Annotated in this window: 19 protein-coding genes; 10 read left to right on the forward strand and 9 right to left on the reverse strand. The window is 71.3% G+C overall.

What is annotated here, in order from left to right; translation table 11 throughout:
- Positions 1-198: 198 nt before the first annotated feature.
- Complete coding sequence (locus FEF34_RS11870; protein ID WP_138053150.1) at positions 199-1221, forward strand: helix-turn-helix transcriptional regulator; 1023 nt, start codon at positions 199-201, stop codon at positions 1219-1221.
- Here FEF34_RS11870 and rdmE read toward each other — a convergent pair.
- A complete protein-coding gene (rdmE, locus tag FEF34_RS11875) occupies positions 1199-2809 on the reverse strand; it encodes an aklavinone 12-hydroxylase RdmE (RefSeq protein ID WP_234042361.1) in 1611 nt (536 codons plus the stop codon). The genes FEF34_RS11870 and rdmE overlap by 23 nt on opposite strands.
- Positions 2810-3042: 233 nt before the next feature.
- Here rdmE and drrA point away from each other — a divergent pair, with 233 nt between their 5' ends.
- The 3 genes from drrA to FEF34_RS11890 all read left to right on the forward strand — a co-directional run bounded on the left by drrA (position 3043) and on the right by FEF34_RS11890 (position 6580).
- A complete protein-coding gene (drrA, locus tag FEF34_RS11880) occupies positions 3043-4035 on the forward strand; it encodes a daunorubicin/doxorubicin transporter ATP-binding protein DrrA (RefSeq protein WP_138053151.1) in 993 nt (330 codons plus the stop codon).
- Positions 4032-4883, forward strand: a complete 852-nt coding sequence (drrB, locus tag FEF34_RS11885; protein ID WP_138053152.1) for a daunorubicin/doxorubicin ABC transporter permease DrrB — start codon at positions 4032-4034, stop codon at positions 4881-4883. Before drrA ends, drrB begins: the two co-directional genes overlap by 4 nt.
- Positions 4884-5008: 125 nt before the next feature.
- A complete protein-coding gene (locus FEF34_RS11890; protein WP_234042362.1) occupies positions 5009-6580 on the forward strand; it encodes an FAD-binding protein in 1572 nt (523 codons plus the stop codon).
- Here FEF34_RS11890 and FEF34_RS11895 read toward each other — a convergent pair.
- Both FEF34_RS11895 and FEF34_RS11900 read right to left on the reverse strand, forming a co-directional pair.
- The gene (locus FEF34_RS11895) at positions 6573-7802 is read right to left on the reverse strand and encodes a class I SAM-dependent methyltransferase (protein ID WP_138053153.1); all 1230 of its coding nucleotides are present in this window, start codon (positions 7800-7802) and stop codon (positions 6573-6575) included. The two genes, FEF34_RS11890 and FEF34_RS11895, sit on opposite strands and share 8 nt — an antisense overlap.
- A 62-nt stretch (positions 7803-7864) precedes the next feature.
- A complete protein-coding gene (locus FEF34_RS11900; protein WP_138053154.1) occupies positions 7865-8644 on the reverse strand; it encodes a cyclase family protein in 780 nt (259 codons plus the stop codon).
- Between the two features lie 165 nt (positions 8645-8809).
- On the opposite strand from FEF34_RS11900, the gene dnmZ reads away from it, so the two are divergent.
- The 3 genes from dnmZ to FEF34_RS11915 all read left to right on the forward strand — a co-directional run bounded on the left by dnmZ (position 8810) and on the right by FEF34_RS11915 (position 11664).
- Positions 8810-10030: an amino sugar nitrososynthase DnmZ gene (gene dnmZ, locus FEF34_RS11905; RefSeq protein ID WP_138053155.1), complete on the forward strand. Its 1221-nt coding sequence runs from the start codon at positions 8810-8812 to the stop codon at positions 10028-10030.
- Positions 10031-10106: 76 nt separating this feature from the next.
- Entirely contained in the window at positions 10107-10733 is a 627-nt protein-coding gene (locus FEF34_RS11910) for a dTDP-4-dehydrorhamnose 3,5-epimerase family protein (RefSeq protein WP_138053156.1), read from the forward strand.
- Positions 10734-10740: 7 nt separating this feature from the next.
- Entirely contained in the window at positions 10741-11664 is a 924-nt protein-coding gene (locus FEF34_RS11915) for an NAD-dependent epimerase/dehydratase family protein (RefSeq protein ID WP_138053157.1), read from the forward strand.
- Between the two features lie 2 nt (positions 11665-11666).
- Here the strand turns inward: FEF34_RS11915 and FEF34_RS11920 are convergent, their stop codons facing one another.
- The 6 genes from FEF34_RS11920 to FEF34_RS11945 all read right to left on the reverse strand — a co-directional run bounded on the left by FEF34_RS11920 (position 11667) and on the right by FEF34_RS11945 (position 17198).
- Complete coding sequence (locus FEF34_RS11920; RefSeq protein WP_138053158.1) at positions 11667-12779, reverse strand: DegT/DnrJ/EryC1/StrS family aminotransferase; 1113 nt, start codon at positions 12777-12779, stop codon at positions 11667-11669.
- 22 nt (positions 12780-12801) lie between these two features.
- Entirely contained in the window at positions 12802-13620 is an 819-nt protein-coding gene (locus tag FEF34_RS11925) for an AfsR/SARP family transcriptional regulator (protein ID WP_138053159.1), read from the reverse strand.
- A 282-nt stretch (positions 13621-13902) separates the two neighbouring features.
- A complete protein-coding gene (locus FEF34_RS11930) occupies positions 13903-15114 on the reverse strand; it encodes a cytochrome P450 (RefSeq protein WP_171052922.1) in 1212 nt (403 codons plus the stop codon).
- Between the two features lie 53 nt (positions 15115-15167).
- Positions 15168-15995: a VOC family protein gene (locus FEF34_RS11935; protein ID WP_171052923.1), complete on the reverse strand. Its 828-nt coding sequence runs from the start codon at positions 15993-15995 to the stop codon at positions 15168-15170.
- An 88-nt stretch (positions 15996-16083) separates the two neighbouring features.
- Complete coding sequence (locus tag FEF34_RS11940; protein ID WP_171052924.1) at positions 16084-16947, reverse strand: SDR family NAD(P)-dependent oxidoreductase; 864 nt, start codon at positions 16945-16947, stop codon at positions 16084-16086.
- On the reverse strand, positions 16944-17198 hold the full coding sequence (locus FEF34_RS11945; RefSeq protein WP_138053162.1) for an acyl carrier protein: 255 nt from the start codon (positions 17196-17198) through the stop codon (positions 16944-16946). The genes FEF34_RS11940 and FEF34_RS11945 overlap by 4 nt, the downstream gene beginning before the upstream one ends.
- 228 nt (positions 17199-17426) lie before the next feature.
- On the opposite strand from FEF34_RS11945, the gene FEF34_RS11950 reads away from it, so the two are divergent.
- Genes FEF34_RS11950 through FEF34_RS11960 form a run of 3 tightly spaced genes read left to right on the forward strand, consistent with a single transcriptional unit; the run spans position 17427 to position 20789 of the window.
- Positions 17427-17882, forward strand: coding sequence for a nuclear transport factor 2 family protein (locus FEF34_RS11950; RefSeq protein WP_138053163.1), 456 nt, complete (start codon positions 17427-17429; stop codon positions 17880-17882).
- A 2-nt stretch (positions 17883-17884) separates the two neighbouring features.
- Positions 17885-19450 carry an NDP-hexose 2,3-dehydratase family protein gene (locus tag FEF34_RS11955; RefSeq protein ID WP_138053164.1) on the forward strand — a complete coding sequence of 522 codons (1566 nt, stop codon included), beginning with the start codon at positions 17885-17887 and terminating at the stop codon, positions 19448-19450.
- A 7-nt stretch (positions 19451-19457) separates the two neighbouring features.
- Complete coding sequence (locus FEF34_RS11960) at positions 19458-20789, forward strand: activator-dependent family glycosyltransferase (RefSeq protein WP_138053165.1); 1332 nt, start codon at positions 19458-19460, stop codon at positions 20787-20789.
- Positions 20790-20797 lie beyond the last annotated feature (8 nt).

Below are 20797 nucleotides of genomic sequence, written 5' to 3' on the forward strand. Positions count from 1 at the left end.
CCTGAGTCCCGCAACCGGGTGCTACTCATCTACTTCCCCGTCTTCTCTCGGCAAGGAACTGGCGTGGTCTCTGCCAACCGAGCCTGCGTACGACTATAAGAGGTTATTCGGGGAGTGGCTATGGGCGCCTGTGTGGCCGGTGAAAATATGGCGGTATCGCGGCCATGGAGTGACCGCGATTCGTGCCACTCTGGGGGCATGACCGAGACGCCGTCCCGCATGCTCCGGCTGCTGTCCCTCCTCCAGAACAGCCGGGACTGGCCGGGGCGCAAGTTGGCGGAGCGGCTCGGGGTCAGCCCGCGGACGCTGCGCCGGGACGTGGAACGGTTGCGGGATCTCGGCTACCCGGTTCAGGCGAACCCGGGCGTCGGCGGGGGCTACCGGCTGGAGGCGGGCGCCATCCTGCCTCCACTGCTCCTTGACGACGACGAGGCGGTCGCCATCGCGGTCGGGTTGCGGACGGCCGCGGGGGGAAGCGTGGCGGACATCGAGGACACCTCGATCCGTGCGCTGGCCAAACTGGAGCAGGTGCTGCCCAAGCGGCTGCGCAGCCGGGTCAACGCCCTTCAGATGTACACCGTTCCCATGTTCACAGTGGCGCCGACCGTGCGCCCCGAGTCCCTGACGTCGGTGGCCCAGGCATGCCGCGACCAGGAGCGGCTGAGGTTCACCTACCGCAAGCGCGACGGTGAGACGAGCAGCCGTCTGGTGGAGCCGTACCGCCTGGTCCACGTGAACCGTAAGTGGTACGTGCTGTCCTGGGACTTGGGACGACAGGACTGGCGCACCTTCCGCGTGGACCGCATGGAATCGCTGCTGTCGACGGGGGTCCGTTTCCAGCAGCGCGAGTTGCCTGCCGAGGACGCGGCGGCCTATGTGGCCCAGTCGATCACGTCCTCGTTGGCCGGCTACCGGGCACTGGTCACCCTGCACGCGCCGGTCGAGGTGGTGGCGGAGCGGATCCGCCCGCGCGACGGAATCCTCACGGAGGTCGACGACCGGACGTGCCGGCTGCGTTCGGCCGCCGACTCGCTGGAGTGGCTGGCGCTCACCATCGGGATGTTCGGCATCGAGTTCGAGGTGCATGAACCACCTGAACTGATCGACTACGTAAAGGAGTTGTCGGAGCGTCTGGCCCGGGCTGCGTCGCCGGGGCCCGACCGCTCGGTGGCGGTGGCACCGGCGAGGGACACTCCGATCAGCGGGCCAGCAGCCGGGTGAGCAGGGTGCCCAGCCGCTTCTGGGCCTCCGCTCCCGGCGCCACCGCCGTCCGCCAGGCGACCACGCCGTCCGGACGTATCAGGCCGGCTCCCGCCCGGCCGATCCCGTAAGTCCGCGTCAGTTCGCCGGCGGGGTCGGTGACATCGCGGCCGACGAGATGGATGTCGAGACGGATGCCCAGATCCGCGGCGGCGCGGGCGGCCGCCTGTGCCCACGCGCCGCCCTCCGGTGCCGCCAGGAGCACCCAGCGGTCGCCGAACAACTCGACGGTGGAACGCCGTGTCCCGTCCTGTTCGATCCAGAGGTGGGGCGCGCGGAAGCCGGGGCGGCCGGACGGGCGTCGCGGGTCCTCGGTCGGCTCGGAGTCGTCGTCCTCGGCGGCGACGGCGGCGGAGCGGTAGCGGAAGCCCAGGACGACCTGCGCCGTGCCGCGTTCCTCGGGAACGCTGCCGAGCAGGTGGGGGGCCATGCGCTGGGCGTAGATGGCGAGTGACTCGTCGACGACGAGGCGGGCCACGAGCGACCGCTCCGCCCCGTAGCTGTCGAGGAGCCCCTCGCCCGCCTCCCCGCGCAGCACGGCGGCCAGCTTCCAGGCCACGTCGAACCCGTCGCCTATGGCGGTGTTGCCGCCCATTCCCCCGGTGGGCGGCGTGACCTTGGCGGCGTCGCCGACCAGCAGCACCGGCCCTTCGCGCCACCGGTCGGCGATGTACGCCGCCATGTCCCATGCCTGGATGTCGAGGATGTCCGGCACGAGCCCGGGTGCGTCGACGGCCAGCCGGATCAGCTCGGTGCAGCGCTGCGGTGTGTAGTCATCCGGCGTCTCGCCGCGTTCGGGGTCGTAGCGGACGTAGAAGGTGTGCCGGTCGGGCCGGTCGGTGGGGCCGAACGTACCGGTGAAGTGCGGGTGCTGCAGGTAGTACCAGCCGGTGGAGCCGGGCGGCACGACGGCGGTGAGGTCTGCCTCGAAGATGACGCCCATGAAGTGGTCCAGGGTGCCGTGGCCGTGCCGGGTGATGCCCAGGCTCTCCCGGATCGCGCTACGGGGTCCGTCGGCGGCGACCAGGTAGCGGGCACCCACGGTGCTCTCCGCTCCCGTGCTCAGGTCGCGCAGACGGGCGGTGACACCGTCGTCGCCCGCCTGGAAGGAGGTCAGCTCGGTGGCGAACCTGATGTCCGCGCCATGCTTGACGGCGTGGGACAGCAGGACGGGCTCCACTCGGTCCTGGGGGGCGAGCGCCCAGGGCATGGGTGTGCACTGCTCCGTCGCACCGACCAGTTCCTCGAAGCTCTCCGCGAAGCTGCGCAGGACGCGGCCACCCACGCGCTCCACGACCTTGATCGTGAAGTCGCCCCGGGCACCGCGGATGTCGTCCGTGGCCAGGATGTCGTCGGCCACGCCGCCGAAGCGGAACAGCTCCATGGTGCGCGGGTTCTGGCCGGCCGCCTTGGGCAGGAGCGAGGTGGTGGCGTGCCGCTCCGCCAACAGGACCCGCACGCCCCGGCGGGCCAGGAACAGTGCGGTGGACAGTCCTCCGAGACCGCCGCCCACCACGAGGACGTCGACATCCGGCTTCGTCAAGGTCACCTCAAGCCTCCTGGGTTCGCGGCGTCCGTGGCCGCACACCCAGCGTCGGGCGCCCCACTCGAAACGGTCACGAGACCCGGTGGAGCGCCGAACGGAAAACGGCTCGGCGAGCGGGACAATCGCGGCCATGAAGTGTCCTCATTGGGGGCTACGGTACTCAACGTGAAGTCGAGTGACCGAAACCAATTACAGTGCACGCTTTGTCCGCTCCATGTGACCACTGGGGGCGTTCTGTGAACACGCAACCGACATGGGCCATCGAAACGTCCGGCCTCGTCAAGATCTTCAACGGGACGAGGGCGGTGGACGGCCTGGATCTCAACGTCCCGGCCGGTCTCGTCTACGGGATCCTGGGGCCGAACGGCTCCGGCAAGTCCACCACCATCCGCATGCTGGCGACGCTGCTGCGCCCGGACGACGGTAAGGCCCGGGTCTTCGGTCACGACGTGACGAGCGAACCCGACACGGTCCGCCGCAGGATCAGTGTCACCGGCCAGTACGCCTCCGTCGACGAGGGCCTGACCGGTACGGAGAACCTCGTCATGATGGGCCGGCTCCAGGGCTACTCCTGGGCCCGGGCCAGGGAGCGCGCCACCGAACTGATCAACGGCTTCGGGCTCGGCGACGCCCGCGACCGGCTCCTGAAGACCTACTCCGGTGGTATGCGGCGGCGGCTCGACATCGCCGCGAGCATCGTCGTCACCCCCGACCTGCTCTTCCTGGACGAACCGACCACAGGTCTCGACCCGCGCAGCCGGAACCAGGTCTGGGACATCGTCCGGGCTCTGGTGGACGCCGGCACGACGGTGCTGCTGACCACGCAGTATCTCGACGAGGCGGACCAACTGGCCGACCGCGTCGCGGTCATCGACCACGGCCGGGTGATCGCGGAGGGAACCACCGGGGAGCTGAAGTCCTCGCTGGGGTCGAACGTCCTGCGGCTGCGCCTGCACGACGCCCGGTCGCGCGCCGAGGCGGAACGGCTGCTGAGCGCGGAACTGGGAGTCACGGTCCACCGCGACTCCGACCCCACGGCGCTGACCGCGCGGATCGACGACCCCCGGCAGGGCATGCGGGCCCTGGCCGAGCTGTCGCGTACGCCGCTCGAGGTACGCAGCTTCTCCCTCGGCCAGTCCAGTCTCGACGAGGTGTTCCTGGCCCTGACCGGCCACCCGGCCGAGGACCGGCGCACCGGGGAAGCGGCGGAAGAGGAGAAGGCGGCATGACCACATCCCCCGGCACCGTGGAATCCACGACCGCTGTGAGCGGCCGGCTGCGGACGGTGCTGTCCGCAGGTGAACGCCCGGCCCGCGCGACGGCGGTGTCCGCCACCATGACCCATCTGTGGCGGGCGATGATGGCGTTCAAACACTTCCCGGTGCAGCTGATCGACATCGTCCTGATGCCGCTGATCTTCCTGCTGATGTTCACGTACCTGTTCGGCGGGGCGTTCGCGGACTCCACCGAGGAGTACCTGCAGTTCTACCTTCCGGGTGTGACAGTACAGGCGGTCGTCATGATGACGGTCTACACCGGCACCTCGCTCAACACGGACATCCACAAAGGCGTCTTCGACCGTTTCCGGACGCTCCCCTTCTGGCAGCCGGCGACGCTCGCGGGCAGTCTCCTCGGTGACGTGCTCCGGTACGTCGTCGCCCTGGCGACCACGGTGTCCCTCGGCCTGCTGCTGGGCTTCCGCCCCGACGGCGGCTTCCTCGGCGTGGTCGGCGCGATCCTGGTGCTCATCGTCTTCGGGTTCAGCGTGAGCTGGATCTTCGCCGCCCTGGGCGTGGTGGCCAGCGAGCCCGAGCGGGTCTCGGGGACCAGCATGATCGTGCTCTATCCGCTGCTCTTCATGAGCAACATCTTCGTCATGCCGGAGACGATGCCGGGATGGATGCAGGCCATCGTCGACGCCAACCCGATGAGCCACGCGGCGACGGCCTCCCGCGAGCTCATGCACGGCACTGCCGGCTTCTGGGACGTGGGCCTGGTCCTGTGCGTCTCCGCCGGTCTGGTGGCCGTCTTCGCACCGCTCACCATGCGTCTGTACCGCAACAAGAACGCCCACTGACACGGGTGCCGGAGTGCCGCTCGCGCCACGCTGGAGCGACGTTGAGGGGGTGTGAGCGGCACATCTACCGTCCCCGGAGACAGATTCCGGAGACAGTTCGCAGACACCTGGAAGGGGCGTCTCCCGTGGCCCGGTACCCGCAGGCTCCCTCGGCACCGCACACGCAGGCCCGGCCGTCGGCCGTCGTCGGCCGGCGCGATCCCCGCTACCCCGACCTGGCCGGCCGCGGCATCAACGCCCGCTTCCGCCCCGACCCCGACACGATCCGGGTGGTGGCCACCGCGGAACAAGCCGTGCGGGCGGTACAGGACAGCGTGCGCGACGGCACCCGGCTGGCGGTGCGCAGCGGGGGGCACTGCTTCGAGTCACTCGTGGACGACCCCGCCGTCGCCACGGTGATCGACGTGTCCGAGATGCGGTCGGTGTACCACGACGAGGAACTGAACGCGTTCTCCGTCGACTCGGGGGCCACCCTCGGAACCATGTACCGAAGCCTGTACCTGGGGTGGGGCGTGACCGTCCCGGCCGGGCGCTGCCCCGAGGTCGGGGTCGGCGGCCATGTGGCGGGCGGCGGGGGCGGAGCGCTGTCCCGCCGCTACGGGCTGTCGGTCGACCATCTCCACGGGGTCGAGGTCGTGGTGGTGGACTCCGCCGGGAGGGCCCGGCTGGTGCGGGCCACCAGGGAGCTGTCGGACCCGCACCGTGACCTGTGGTGGGCGCACACCGGTGGGGGCGGGGGCAGCTTCGGTCTGGTCACGCGCTATCTGTTCCGCTCCCCCGGCACGGACGAGGGCTCCCGGCCCGCGGACCCGGGCCGGCTGCTGCCCAGTCCGCCGGCCGCAGTGCTGCGCAAGACGGCGCGCTGGGACTGGCAGCACGTCGACGAGGCCGCCTTCCTCACGCTCGTGGGGAACTTCGGCACCTGGCACGAGCGGCACGCGGCCCCCGGCGATCCGGGCGCCCAGCTCGACAACAGCCTCGCCCTGCCCCGGACCGGCGGCGGGCCCCTGACGGTGGAGACGGCCGTCGACGCCACGCGGCCCGACGCGCAGGAGCTCACCGACCGGTTCATCGCGGAGGTGTCGAGGAACGTCGGCGCCCGCCCGGAGATCTCGGTGACCACGCTGCCATGGCTCGCGGCGACCCTCGTCCCGGACGAGTTCGCCGGGGTCAAGGGCCGGTTCAAGTCCAAGGCGGCCTTCCTGCGCACCGGCTGGAGCGAACAGCAGGCCCGGATGGTGTACCGGCGGCTCACCGACACCTCCGGCTACCACAACCCCGCCGCGACGGTCTATCTGCTCTCGCACGGGGGTGAGGTGAACCGGCCCGGCCCGGCGGACACAGCCATGGCCCACCGGGACGCGGTGCTCAAGACCTACTGGTCGGTGTTCTGGTTCGACGAGGGAGAGGACGCTCTCCACCTGGACTGGGTTCGGGCGTCCTACGAGGAGTTCTTCGGCGACGCCGACGGAGTGCCCGACCCCGGCCGCGGCTACGGGGGCACCTTCGTGAACTACGCCGACGCCGACCTGGCCGAGCCGGACCTCAACCGCAGTGGCGTGCCCTGGCACCGTCTGTACTTCCGGGACAACTACGCCGCGCTCCAGCAGGTCAAGGAGCGCTGGGATCCGAACGACGCCTTCCGGCACGCCCTCTCCGTCCGGCTGCCCGGGGACGACGCCCCCGGGATCAGCTGATCCGGAACTCCGGGACGTAGAGGATCCAGCGCCCCCCCTGCTTCGTGAACTCCGCCTCCCGCTCCTGGACTTCGTCCAGGTGGTTCCAGGCGAAGAGCAGCGCGTAGTCGGGATAGGGGGCCCGGAACTCCTCCGCGGAGCGGATGGGGATGTGCGACCCGGGGAGCCGCCGGCCGATCTTGGCCGGCGTGGTGTCGTAGACGCACGGCAGCAGATCGGGCCCGATTCCCGCGTAGTTGAGCACCGTGGCGCTCTTGGCGGTCGCCCCGTACCCGACGACGTAGAAGCCGAGGTCGCGCAGCTCGCGCAGGCGGGCCACCAGGTCCCAGCAGACCCGCCCGACCTGGGCGCCGAACTTCTCCAGCGTCGTCAGGTCGGCGAGCCCGCGCCGGCTCTCCTGGGCGATGAGTTCGCCGACCCGGGGGCTCGGCTGCCGTCGGCCCGCGCGGGCGATGGTGTAGCGAACCTCCCCACCGTGCACCGGGAGCCGCTCGACGTCGACCAGTTCGAACCCGAAGCGCTGGGCGGTGAGGCTCACCGAGCGGGCGGTGAACAGGTAGAAGTGCTCGTCGTAGATCTGGTCGAAGGTGTTCTTCTCGACGATGTCGCCGAGGTAGGGGTCCTCGAAGACGAACACACCGTCGGGAGCGAGCAGGGCGTCGACGCCGCGGAAGACGGAGTCCAGGTAGGGGATGTGACAGACGGTGTTGGCCGCGTAGATGACGTTCGCGCAGCCGTGCTCCTCGACGATCTCCCGGGCCGTGGACTCCTCGAAGAACGCGGTCCGCACCTGGATGCCCTCGGCCCGGGACACGTCCGCGACACCGCCGGAGGGCTCCACACCCAGGTGCCGGACACCGGCGTCGCGCACCGTGCGGAGCGTCACTCCGTCGTTGCTGCCGATCTCCACGCAGAACGGGTCCTGCCCGGTCAGCTCGGTGTCGATCAGCCGACGGGCGGTCGCCGCGAAGTGCTCGCGCATCCGCTCGGACCCGGAAGAATGGTACGGGTAGTCGTAGCGGAACATGCGATCCCGGGGCACCTCCTCCAACAGCTGGACCATGGTGCACGTGGCGCACATCCCGACCGCGAGCCGGAAGAAGAACTCGTTGTCGAGCTCCTCCTCCGACGGGAAGTAGTCGGACAGCGGCTGGCGGCCGAAGTCGAAGAACTCCCGTACTCGGCCACCGCAGATACGACATGTCGATTCGTTCGGCTCCATGATCCCTCTCGATGCTGGGTGGCCGCCGAGCCGGGGCCACCGCCCGGAACGTTTCGGGACGTTCATTCGTCGACGAAGGCGACCGCGCGGGTCCAGCCGGCGCCCGCGCCGGCGATCTTCACCGGGAAGCAGGCGACGTGGAAGCCGTCGCCCTGCGGCAGCGCGGCCAGATCTCCCAACCGCTCGATCTGGCAGTACTCCCGGTGCCGGCCGGTGACATGCGCCGGCCAGAGCACCGACCGGTCACCCGTCTCCCGGTACCGGCGGATGATGGCGCCGAACGGCGCGTCCAGGCTGAACGCGTCGGTGCCGATGACCCGCACGCCGTGGTCGAGCAGCAGGTTCACGGCGGGGCCGTCCAGACCGGTGAAGTCGGTGAAGTACCGTTCCGTCCCGACCCGCTCGGAGGCGCCGGTGCGGAGCAGCACGATGGTGCCCGGCTCCGGCACCCGGCCGATGCGGGCCAGTTCCTTCTCCAGGTCCCCGGCACCGGCCGTCGGCCCCTCGCAGCCGGTGAGGTCGAGCAGCAACCCCGGGCCGTAGAACCAGTCGAGCGGCAGCTCGTCGATGTTCCGCGGCCTGCCGTCGCCGTAGTGCGCCCGCGAGCCGTAGTGAGAGGGCGCGTCTATGTGCGTGCCGGTGTGGGACGTGAGCGTGAGCCTGTCGAGCGACAGGAACTCGCCGTCGGGCAACTCGTCGGGGTCGAACCCCACGCCGAAGTGACGCCGCATCTCCTCGCTCATGTGGACGGCGCCGTCCCGGGGGCTGAGCACCTCGTGCCGCACTTCGTCCGGTTCCCATCCCGACACGTCCACCGCGCTCGAGATGTCGATGATCCGCATGCTCGTCGCCTCCACTCCTCTCGGGCCACCACAGCACACCGGCAGGCCCTGGAACGGCGGCGGAACGCCGGTGGACCACGTGCCCGGAACCTTCGCTCCAGTGACGCTCGAACGACGGTCGGCAGCCTGCTCCCCAGGAGTTGTCTCCCATCCTTACGAGGAGTCATGAAAGAGGCATCTGTGCACGAACACCCCGGCGTCCTGGCCGACAACGGCCTGTGCGAACCCAAGACCCCGGCCGGGCGACGGCTGCTCGACCTCCTGGAGCGGTATCTGCCGACCCTGGAGGCGGAGAGCCGGGAGAACGACCGCGAGGCCACTCTGCCCGTCCACCTATTCGACCGGATGCGCAAGGAGGGAGCGCTGGGCGCCACCGTCCCGGAGGACCTCGGAGGGCTCGGCGTCCGCTCGCTGCACGACGTCGCGCTGGCCCTGGCCCGGATCGCCGGCCGGGACGCGGGCGTGGCGCTGGCCCTGCACATGCAGTTCAGCCGGGGCCTGACCCTGGACTTCGAGTGGCGGCACGGGACACCGTCGACGCGGCCGCTCGCCGAGGACCTGCTCCGGCACATGGGTTCGGGTGAGGCCGTGGTCTGCGGAGCGGTGAAGGACGTGCGCGGCACCACCGTGCTCACCCGCGCCGCGGACGGCTCCTACCGGCTGAACGGCCGCAAGACGCTGGTCAGCATGGCCGGGATCGCCACCCACTACGTGGTGTCGGCCCGGCTGGAGGAGGCGGGCGCCCCCGTCCGGCTGGCCGCGCCGGTGATCGCGCGCACGAGCCCGGGCCTGACCGTGCTGGACAACTGGGACGGGATGGGGATGCGGTCCTCGGGCAGCGTGGACATCGTCTTCGACGGCTGTCCCGTGGACCGGAGCCGGGTCCTGCCGCGCGGCGAGCCGGGCGTCCGCGACGACGCGGCGCTCGCCGGGCAGACGGTCAGCTCGATCGCCATGCTGGGCATCTACGTCGGCATCGCCGAGGCCGCCCGCAGGATCGCCGTCGTGGAACTGCTCAGGCGCGGCGGCGCGCCGCCGGCCGGGGTACGGACCACGATGGCCGAGATCGACGCCCGGCTGTTCGCGCTGCACACCGCGGTGGCGAGCGCGCTGACCACCGCCGACCGGCTCGCCGACGACCTCAGCGGCGACCTCGCCGCCCGCGGCCGCGCGATGATGACGCCCTTCCAGTACGCCAAGTTGCTGGTCAACCGGCACGCCGTGGGTGTGGTGGACGACTGTCTGATGCTCGTGGGCGGGGCCGGATACAGCAACTCCCATCCCCTGGCGCGCCTGTACCGCGATGTCCGGGCGGGCGGGTTCATGCACCCCTACAACTTCACGGACGGCGTCGACTACCTGAGCGAAGTGGCACTGGGCCGATGAGCACCGGGCCGATCAGTACCGGGCAACGCGGGACCGGGCAACGCGAGACCGGGACCCCTGAAGCCGGAGGACATCGATGAAGGCGCGGGAACTGGCGGTGCAGGGGGCGTTCACGTTCGAGCCGGAGGTGTTTCCGGACGAGCGGGGGTTGTTCGTCTCACCGTTCCGGGAGGAGGCGTTCACGGCCGCGGTCGGCCACCCGCTCTTTCCGGTGCGGCAGTCGAACCACAGCCGGTCCCGGCGTGGGGTGGTGCGGGGCGTGCACTACACCGTGACACCGCCCGGCTCGGCCAAGTACGTGTACTGCGCCCGCGGCAGGTCGCTGGACATCGTCGTCGACGTGCGGGTCGGTTCCCCGACGTACGGCCGGTGGGACGCCGTCGAGCTGGCCCCCCGGGAATTCCGGGCGGTGTACTTCCCGGTCGGGGCAGGGCACGCCTTCCTGGCCCTGGAGGACGACACCGTCATGTCGTACATGCTGTCCGGGGAGTACGTGCGGGCGAACGAGCTCGCCGTGTCGGCGCTGGACCCGGCGCTCGGGCTGCCCGTGCCGGGCGATCTGGAGGCGCTGCTGTCCGGCCGGGACCGGGCGGCACCGACGCTGGAGCAGGCCCGGGCCGCCGGGACGCTTCCGGAGTACGCCGCGTGCCGGGCGGTCGAGTCGGAGCTGTGGCCGAAAGCCGGGACGTCTGGGGACGGGTGAGGCGGGCATGCGGGTCGTGGTTCTGGGGGCGACGGGCAGCGTCGGCCGGCAGGTGTGTGCGGCGTACGCGGCGCAGGGGTGGGACGTGCACGGCGTGGCCCGTCGCCCGGCGCCGCATCTCGACAGGTGCGGGTTCACGGCGCTGGACCTCACAGCCGCCGCGCCCGGGCGGACCGCCGCGGTGCTGGGTGATCCCCCGGCGGACGTCGTGGTCAACGCGGCGGGCGGCTGGGGCGACACCGAGGAGGAGATGACGTACTCGCATCTGCGGCTGGTGCGGCGCCTGGTGGAGGCCCTCGCGCTGCTCACGTACCGGCCGCGGCTGGTCCATCTGGGTTCGGTGCACGAGTACGGTCCGGTCCCGGCGGGCACGTTGCTGCGCGAGGACCTGATGCCGGAGCCGGTCACGCCGTACGCGCGCATCAAGCTGGAGACCTCGTCGGCCGTCCTGGCCGCCGCGCGGACCGGTGTGCTGGACGCGGTGGTGCTGCGGGCGGCGAACATGTCGGGCCCGCACCCGCCGCGGGAGAGCTTCCTGGCCGACCTGATGGCGCGTATCAGCACCGCCCTCGCGGACGGCGGGCGGCTGGAGTTGAGCGTCGCCGACGCCCGGCGGGACTTCGTCGACGTGCGGGACGTCGCACAGGCGGTGGTGCGGGCCGGGCGGGCTCCGGCGGCGGGCGGGCTGGTCGTCAACATCGGGCGCGGCGAGGCGGTGCCGATCGGTGACCTGGTCGGCTGGCTGCTGGAGGCCGCCGCCTTCCCGGAGGACCGGGTCGAGCGCCGGGCCACTCCGGTGCGGAGCAAGGGCGGCGACTGGACCCGGCTGGACATCGGGCGGGCCCGGCGGTTACTGCCCTGGGCGCCGCGCATCGGTCTGCGGGACTCGGTCCACAGCATGTGGCGGACCGATCACGGCGCCCCGGCCTGAGCTCACAGGCTTCCGACGACCTCCCGGACCGCGTCGATCACCTTCTCCTGCTCGTCGGCGCGCAGGGAGGGATACATCGGCAGGGAGAAGATCTGGTCGGCCAGCCGCTCGGTCACCGGCAGATCGCCGGGGCCGTAGCCGAGGTGGGCGAATCCGCTCATCGTGTGGACCGGCCACGGGTAGCTGATGTTCAGATGGATGTCGTAGGCGGTGAGCGCCTCCATGATGCGGTCCCGTTCGGGGTGGCGCACCACGTACACGTAGTGGACGTGGTCGTTGCCCTCTGCGGTTCTGGGCAGCACCAGGCCGTCGAGGTCGCCGAGTCCCTCCTCGTAGCGGCAGGCGACGGCCCGGCGGCCCTTGGCGTAGTCGTCGAGGCGGCGCAGTTTCCGGCGAAGGATCTCGGCCTGTACCTCGTCGAGCCTGCTGTTGTGCCCGGGGGTGCGCACGACGTAGTAGCGCTCGTCCATGCCGTAGTAGCGCAACCGCCGCAGGCACCGGTCGACTTCCGCGTCGGGCGTGACGACGGCGCCGCCGTCGCCGTAGGCACCGAGGACCTTGGTCGGGTAGAAGGAGAAGGCCGCCGCGTGGCCGAGAGTGCCGACCAGCCGTCCGTGGCGGCGGGCGCCATGGGCCTGGGCGCAGTCCTCCAGCACCTTCAGGTCGTACTCGGCGGCGAGTTCGAGCACGGGAGTCATGTCCACGCTCTGTCCGTAGAGGTGGACGGGCAACAGGCACCGGGTGCGCGGGCCGATCACCGACCGGAGCCGACCGGTGTCCATGAGGTGGTTGTCCTCGTGCACGTCGACGAAGACGGGCGTGGCGCCCACGGCGTCGATGGCGATCACGGTGGGGGCCGCGGTGTTGGAGACCGTCACGACCTCGTCTCCCGGGCCGATGCCGAGCGCCCGCAGGCCGAGTACCAGCGCGTTGGTGCCGTTGTCGACGCCGGTGCAGTGCGGCAGTCCGTGATAGGCGGCGAACTCCTCCTCGAAAGAGCGGACGCTTCTCCCGAGAATGAGTTGCCCGGACTCGAATACCGTTTCCACCGCGTCGAGAATGTCGGCGCGTTCCTTCCGGTATTCATTGAGGTATTGCCAGACGTGGGTGGACACGTGACTCCTTGTCGGGGCGCGGTCAGGCAAGCGCGACGGACGCGGCTGCCGGGACTTCCGGACCGTTCCGATCGATGCCGGGATCGGCCCGCAGAATCGCGTGCTGGAGGTGCTGGAGACGGGCGGACGGTTCCACCCCCAGCTCATTCACCAGTGTCTTGCGGAGTTTGATGAAGGATTCGAGGGCCTGGCTCGTGCGGCCCGAGCGGTGCAGGGCGATCATGAACTGGGCCCACAGGTTCTCGTGCATGGGATGGCGCGCGGTGAGCGCCGACAGCTCGGGCAGCAGGCTCGCGTGCCGGCCCAGCCTGAGGTCGGTCTCCACGCGGGCCTCCAGGGCGCCGAGCCGGCCCTCCTCCAGGCGCGCCACCTCCATACCGATCCTCATGCCGGTGTGCACGTCCACGAGCGCGTCACCGCGCCACAGGCCGAGGGCCTGGCGAAAGCGTGCGGACGCCAGATCGAGCTCCCCGCGCTCGCACGCCCGCTTGCCCTCCTCGGCGAGACGCTCGAAGGCGTGCACGTCGGTGTGGGTGGGGTCCACGTCGAGCAGGTAGCCGCCGTAGCAGGTGCGCAGCACGTCCTTGGCGGGTCCGTTGTGGCTCGCGCCGAGGGCCACGGTGATGCCCCTGCGCACCTGGAGGATGTAGGTCTGAAGGGTGGTCAGCGCGCTCGCCGGGGGCTGGGTCCCCCAGAGCTCCTCCATCAGCGCGGGCACAGGCACCACGGTTCCCGCCTGGAGTGCGAGCAGTGAGAGTACTTGTCGCGGTTTTCGGGCTATCGGGGTCACCGACGTGCCATTGTGGTGTGCGACAAGCGGGCCCAACATATTGATCTGCATTGCCGGTGCTCCCTCTGTGGCGTTCCGATCGCGTCAGCAGGTGGCATATTTCCGGCGGCCGAAGGATGTTCTCGGCGGCCCCGTTTGTTCGCTCCATCCTCGCAAGTGAATGCCCGTCATGAAAGTGTGTGCGGCACTTGCTGGAATTAATTCGTCACATCTTGATGTGAGAAAGTCACAGTGGTGCGCCGGGGATGCTGTCCGCACCGGTACACGGCACGGCACCGCCCACCGCGCCGTGCGCGGTGGGCGGTGCCGTGCCGTGCCGTGGTGGCCGGCGGATCAGCGCAGCCAGGCAGGCAGTTCGGTGAGCCGGGCCGTCTGGGCCCCCTTCCGGCTCCACCGCAACTCGGCGTAGGGCACGGCCAGTCGGGCCGCGGGAAACCTGCTGCGCAGCACGCCGATCATCGTGCGCGACTCCAGCTGGGCCAACTGCTCCCCGATGCAGTAGTGCGGGCCGTCGCCGAAGGTGAGCCGCCGCCGCGAGGGACGGTCCGGGTGGAAGGTGTGCGGCTCGTCGTGATGGCGGCCGTCGGTGTTGGTGCCCTCGATGTCCACGAGCACCGGCGCTCCGCGGGGCAGCCGGACGCCGCCGATGGTCACCTCCGTGGCGGCGAACCGCCACAACGTGTAGGGCACCGGCGGGTGGTAGCGCAACGCCTCCTCCACGAACCGGGAGACGGCGTCGTCGTCGGCGTCCGCCGCGAGGCGGCCCGTCAGGACCTCCGCGAGCAGGAAGCCCAGGAAGGAGCCGGTGGTGTCGTGGCCCGCGAAGACGAGCCCGGTGATCATGTAGACGAGCTGGTCGTCGGAGACCGAGTCGAACTCGGCCTGCGCGCGTTCGTACAGCACGCGGGTCATGGTCCGGGTGTCGTTCCGCCGAGCTGAGTGCACGGCTTCGAGGAGCAGGCTCTCCAGGGCCGAGGTGTCCGGCACGCCCCCGGCCGGGTCATCGCCGTCGCCCCCGCCGCTCTGCGCGCCGCCGAGGCCGAGTACCTTGAGGACGCTGACGGCCTCGCGCGCCATCGCCGGGTCGGTGACCGGCACGCCGAGCAGCTCGCAGATGACCAACAGCGGGAAGTGGTACGCGAAGCCGCCGATCAGCTCGGCGGGTTTGCCCGACCTGGCGGAGTCGTCGGCGAGTTCGGTGAGCAGCCGGTCGGCGATCGCGGCGATGCGGTCCGTCCACTCGGCCAGCCGGCGCGGGTTGAACGCGGGTGCGTGGATGCGGCGCAGGCGCCGGTGGGCCTCGCCGTCCACCGCGATGAGGGTGAGCGGACGCAGCTCCGGGACGGGGCTGTCGAGACCGTCGTCCACCCCCCGCCAGGCGGCTGGGGCGAGGTCGGGATCCTTCACGAACCGGGGATCGGCCAGCACCTCTCGGGCGAGGGCGTCATCGGTGACGACCCAGGCGGGTCCGCCCGCGGGGGCGTTCACCTCGACGACCGGGCCCGCCTCCCGGAAGGCGTCGTGCACCTCGGGCTTGCGCTGCATGGTCATCATGGGACACGCGAACGGGTCGGCGGCCACCCGGGGCGCCTCGCCGCTCACGACGCACCGCCCGCCGCTGCGGGGTACGCCTCCCGCAGTTCGACCACCGAGAAACCGGCCCCGTGCGGGTCGAGCAGGTCCGCACGCCGTCCCCTGGGCGTGTCGGCGGGCTCGTTCTCGACGGAGCCGCCGAGTTCCACGGCGCGCCGGGCCGTCGCGTCACAGTCGCGCACGGCGAACAGCACGGCCCAGTGCGGCCGTACCGCGCCGGTGACGCCCAGCTCCCGGGTGCCGGCGACCGGTGTGTCACCGATGTGCCAGACCGGGTCGGTCACGCCCTCCAGGCCGGTTTCGGCCGGAGCCAGTCCGAGGGTCGCCGGGTAGAAGTCCCGGGCGGTGCCGATGCCGTCGGTCACCAGCTCGACCCAGCCGACCGAGCCGGGCACGCCGGTCACCTCCGCGCCCTCCATGACCCCCTTGCGCCAGACCGCGAACGCGGCACCGGCGGGGTCGGCGAAGACCGCCATCCGGCCGAGGCCCAGGACGTCCATCGGGGTCATGATGACCTCGCCGCCCGCCGTCTCGACCCGCTTGGTCAGTGCGTCGGCGTCGTCGGTGGCGAAGTACACGGTCCAGATCGCCGGCATGCCGTGCTGGTCGTTCCCGGGCCCGTACGGCCGGTGGTACGGGGTGTCGATCTGGTGGCGGGCGACCGCGGCGACCAGCTTCCCGTCGGAGCTGAACGTCGTGTATCCCCCGGCGCCCGGGTCGCTGACCACGGTGGCGGTCCAGCCGAGCAGGCCGGTGTAGAAGTCGGCCGAGGCGGCGACATCGGGCGACCCGAGGTCGAACCATGCGGGAGCGCCGGGCGCGAACCTGGTCACGGATCGTTCCTTTCGATGGATCGGCACACGAGCGTCTGCGCTCGCGGATGAGACGGACCTGCGGGCGCGGCGCGGCGGACGGCCGCCGTCACCGCGCGGTGTCGCCGACGGCGGCCGCGCCGGCCTCCCAGAGCTTCGCTGCGAGGCCGGCGTCGGCGGTCGGGCCGCTCACCGGGGACAGCCGCCGGTCGGCGTAGTAGCCGCCCGGGGTCAACTCCCCTGCCGGCGCGCCCGCCAGCCACACGAGGGTGTCGGCGCCCTTCGCCGAGGAGCGCAGGAAGGGGTTGAACCGGAAGTAGGACGAGGCGACCGTGCCCCGTCCGATGCGGGTGCGGACCTGGCCGGGGTGATAGCTGACCGCCAGCACGTCCGGCCAGCGCCTGGCGGCCTCCGCCGCGGTCATGATGTTGGCCTGTTTGGACGTGCCGTACGCCTGGCCCGCGCTGTAGCGGTGACGGTCGCCGTTGAGGTCGTCCGGGTCGATCCGGCCCTGGGTGTACGCGTCGGACGAGGTGAGGATCAGCCGCCCGCCCGCGAGCCGCTCCCGCAGCAGCCGTGCCAGCAGGAAGCCCGCGAGATGGTTGACCTGGACCGTGGCCTCGAAGCCGTCCGGGGTCGTGGTGCGCGACCAGAACATGCCGCCGGCGTTGCTGGCCATGACGTCGACGCGCGGGTACCGGTCCCGCAGCCGCTCTCCCAGGTCGCGTACCTGGCGCAGCTCGGCGAAGTCCGCGCGGAAGGCGTCCGGGGCCGGGCCGGCGGTCCGGGCCACCTCGTTCGTGACGGTCTTCAGTCGCTCGGGATCCCGGCCGACGAGCACGACGTGGGCCCCCTGCCGGGCGACCGCGAGGGCCGCCGCCCGGCCGATGCCGGACGTGGCCCCGGTGACCAGCACCGTCCGGCTCGACAGGCCGCCGTCCGGTGTCCCGTGGTGCGGGGCGGAGGGCGTCATACCGCCGCCCGCAGCCTCTCGTTGACGAAGACCAGCATGCCGTGCGGCGTCCTGATCTCCGCCAGTTCCTCCTCGGGCAGTTTCACCCCGTAGGTCCGCTCGATGCGGTTGACCGTTTCCAGGACGGCCAGGGAGTCGTACCCGAGGTCCTCGAAGGTCACGGCGTCCGCGTCCGCCAGGTCGGGGGCCTCGTCCTCCCCCATGCTCTGCCGCATGATCTCCCGCAGTTCCGCCAGGCTGAGCTCAGCCATCCCTGCTCCTCCGTACCGGTTGCTGCACGACGTGTACGGCCCGATCGGGACCGCGGCGACCACCCTCGGTTCCGCAGGTCCAGTCGTACTGGAGCGGCGGTGGACCGGCGGTTGTCCGCCCTGCCTCGAGTCGCGCGGAACAGGTTGGGCACGGCGCCGACCGGCGGGCGCACGCGGCCGGGCCGGGACCGGGCCACCCGAGGCCATCACACGACCCAAGGGACAACCATGGACGCGCTCCCGGCTGACGACGTGCCGACGACCGAGTCGGCGGATTCGGCGGACCCCGGCATCTACCTCCAGGTACAGCGGTTCTACGCCCGGCAGATGCAGCTCTTGGACGACGGCAGGGCCGAGGACTGGGCACGCACGTTCGCGCACGACGGCGTCTTCGAGGTGGGCCGCGAGGCCGTCCGCGGGGCCGCGGACATCGCGCGGGCGGCACGGCGGACCACGGACCGGTTCGCCGCCGAAGGGATCGCCCGCCGACACTGGATCGGCATGCTGACCGTCGACGGAAAGCCCGACGAGGTCACGGCCCGCAGCTACGCGGTGGTGCTGGAGACGCCGCGCGACGGCGACCCGGTGCTGCGCCGCAGCACCGGGTGCACGGACATCCTGGTGCGGGAGGCGGGCGAGTGGCGCGTCAAACACCGCACCGTCACCCGGGACGGGCTGGACTGACCATGCGTGCTCTCCCGGCCCTCTCGGTGCGCCGGCACAGCGGCGCCGCGATGACCGCCCAGATCGCCCGGTCCGTCCTCGCCCGGGACGGCCTGGGCGGCGGCATGGACCGTTTCTGGGCGTGGTACGCCGACCGCTCCGCACAGGTCGTGCACCGCACCGAGCGGATTCCGCTGGACGCCCTCAAGGGGTGGAACCGCCACCCGGTCAGCGGGACCGTCTCCCATCACACGGGCAGGTTCTTCAGCGTCGAGGGACTGGACGTGCACATCCCGGGCGCTCCCGTGCCGCGCTGGTCCCAGCCGATCCTGAACCAGCCCGAGGTGGGCATCCTCGGCTTCCTGGTGAAGGAGTGCCAGGGGGTCCTGCACTGCCTCGTCCAGGCCAAGTTCGAGCCCGGCAACCCGGGCGGGCTACAGCTCTCGCCGACGGTCCAGGCCACTCGCAGCAACTACACGCGCGTGCACGGCGGCAAGGCCATCCCGTATCTGGAACACTTCCGCGACACCGCCGAACGGCAGGTGGTCGCCGACGTGCTCCAGTCCGAACAGGGGTCCTGGTTCTACCGCAAGCGCAACCGCAACATGATCGTCCGGGTGTCCGGCGAGGTCCCGCCGCACGAGGACTTCCACTGGCTGACGCTGGGTCAGCTGCACCGTTTGCTGGGGGTCGAGAACCTCGTGAACATGGACGCGAGAACGGTACTGGCCTGCCTGCCGTTCGCGAGCGAGGGGCCGCACCCGCTGGCCGACGCGGAACCGGCCGGAGCCGACGGCCCCGGCGGCGCCCATCCCGTGGTCCCCGGTCGTCCCGACGGCGGCGCGGGCCGGGTGGACGCCGGTTTCCACCGCTCCGTCGTGCGGTCGTGCACGGCAGCCGAGGGCAGCCTGCACAGCACCGTGGGCATCGTCAGCTGGATCGCCGACCTGCGCAGCCGCACCGACGTGATCACCCGCCCGGCCGCGCTGAACGCGCTGCCGCAGTGGTACGAGCGGGACGGCGTGATCGCCCATGAGAGCGGACGCTTCCTGGAAGTGACGGCCGTCGACGTGACGGCCGCCTCACGGGAGGTGCCCGGCTGGTGCCAGCCGATGATCGAGCCCAAGGACCAAGGGGTCGCGGCCTTCCTGGTCCGCCGGATCGACGGGGTCCTGCACGTCCTGGCGCACGCGCGCGTGGAGCCCGGCTATGTCGACGTCGTGGAGATCGCGCCCACCGTGCAGTGCACCCCGGGCAGTCTGCACGCCCTGCCCCCGGAGGCCAGGCCCCGCTACCTCGACGCCGTGCTGGAGGCCCCGCCCGAGCGCGTGCGCTTTGCGACCGCCCTCGCGGAGGAAGGAGGGCGCTTCTACCACGCGGTGAACACCTACGTGATCGTCGAAGCCGACCACGACATCCCGGACGGTGGCGACTACCGCTGGCTGACGCTCCACCAACTGGTCAGGCTGCTGCGTCACTCCCACTACGTCAACGTCCAGGCGCGCACCCTGGTCGCCTGTCTCCACAGCCTGTCCGTGGGCTCGCCCGTCACCCGCTCGGCCGTGCCGTCCGCCCCGTCCCGGAGGTGAGTTCCCCGTGCGCGTCCTGTTCGCGACCATGGCCGCGCGGTCCCATGTCTACGCCCAGGTCACCCTGGCGTCGGCACTGAGGACCGCTGGGCACGAAGTGCTCGTGGCCAGCCAGCCCGACGTCCTCGACGACATCGTCCGGGCCGGTCTCACCGCCGTACGGATCGGCGAGGACCTCAACATCGAGGAGGAGACCCGGGAGGCCAACGCCGGCTTCGAGGGCGACCGCAACCTCGGCGGTCTCGCCATGAGCAACACCCGCTACGACCCCTTTCCGTCGGACCACGCGCTCGGCATGTTCACCGCGATGACCGCCTTGGTCTTCCAGAACGTGTGCCCCGAGCCCATGGTCGACGACCTCGTCGGCCTCGCCCTTGACTGGCGGCCGGACCTCGTGGTCTGGGATCCGCTGACCCTGGCCGGTCCGGTGGCCGCCCGGCTCAGCGGGGCGGCGCACGCCCGGCTGCTGTTCGGCCCGGACCAGATGGGCCGGAACAGGACGGCGTTCCGTGCCCTGCTGGACCGGCAGCCGCCCGAGCTGCGCGACGACCCGCTGGCCGAGTGGCTCACCTGGACGCTGGAGCGGTGCGGCGGCGGCGCCGGGGACATGAGCGAGGAACTGGTCCTCGGGCAGTGGACGATCGACCCCACACCGCCGTCGATGCGCATCCCCCTGGACCTGCCCTGGGTGCCGGTGCGCTACGTGCCGTACAACGGGCCCTCCCTGCTCCCGGACTGGCTGCGTGAGCCGCCCCGCCACCCGCGGCGCCTATGCCTGACCCTCGGCGTGTCGCTCGGCGAGGCGACGGGTGCCGGCACGGTCGCCGCCTCCGACATCCTCGCGGCCGTGGACGGCCTGGACGTGGAGGTCGTCGCCACCCTGCCGCGGGAGCTGCGCGAGCAACTCGGCACCCTGCCGGCGAACGTGCGGGCCGTGGACTTCGTCCCGCTGAACGCCCTGCTGCCGTCCTGCTCGGGCATTATCCATCACGGTGGTTCCGGCACGTTCATGACGGCCCTGGTGCACGCGATACCGCAGCTGGTCGTGCCCGACATGATGTGGGACGCCATGGAGAAGGCGCACAGCCTGGCCCGCAGCGGTGCGGGCGGTTACGTGGACGCCGGGGACGTTTCGCCGGAGCTGCTGCGCGAGCGCGTGCTCGCCCTGCTCGACGATCCTTCCTACGCCACCGGGGCGCGCCGGGTGCGCGCCGAGATCGTCGGAACGCCGAGCCCGAACGACATCGTGCCCGTGCTGGAGCGGCTGACCGCCGAGCACCGGGCCGGCGGGACGGAGCGGCGCCCGGTGCTCAAGTCGCCTTCCACCAGCGGTGCCTAGCCTCGCCG

Source organism: Streptomyces marianii, assembly GCF_005795905.1.
Taxonomy (GTDB): Bacteria; Actinomycetota; Actinomycetes; order Streptomycetales; family Streptomycetaceae; genus Streptomyces; species Streptomyces marianii.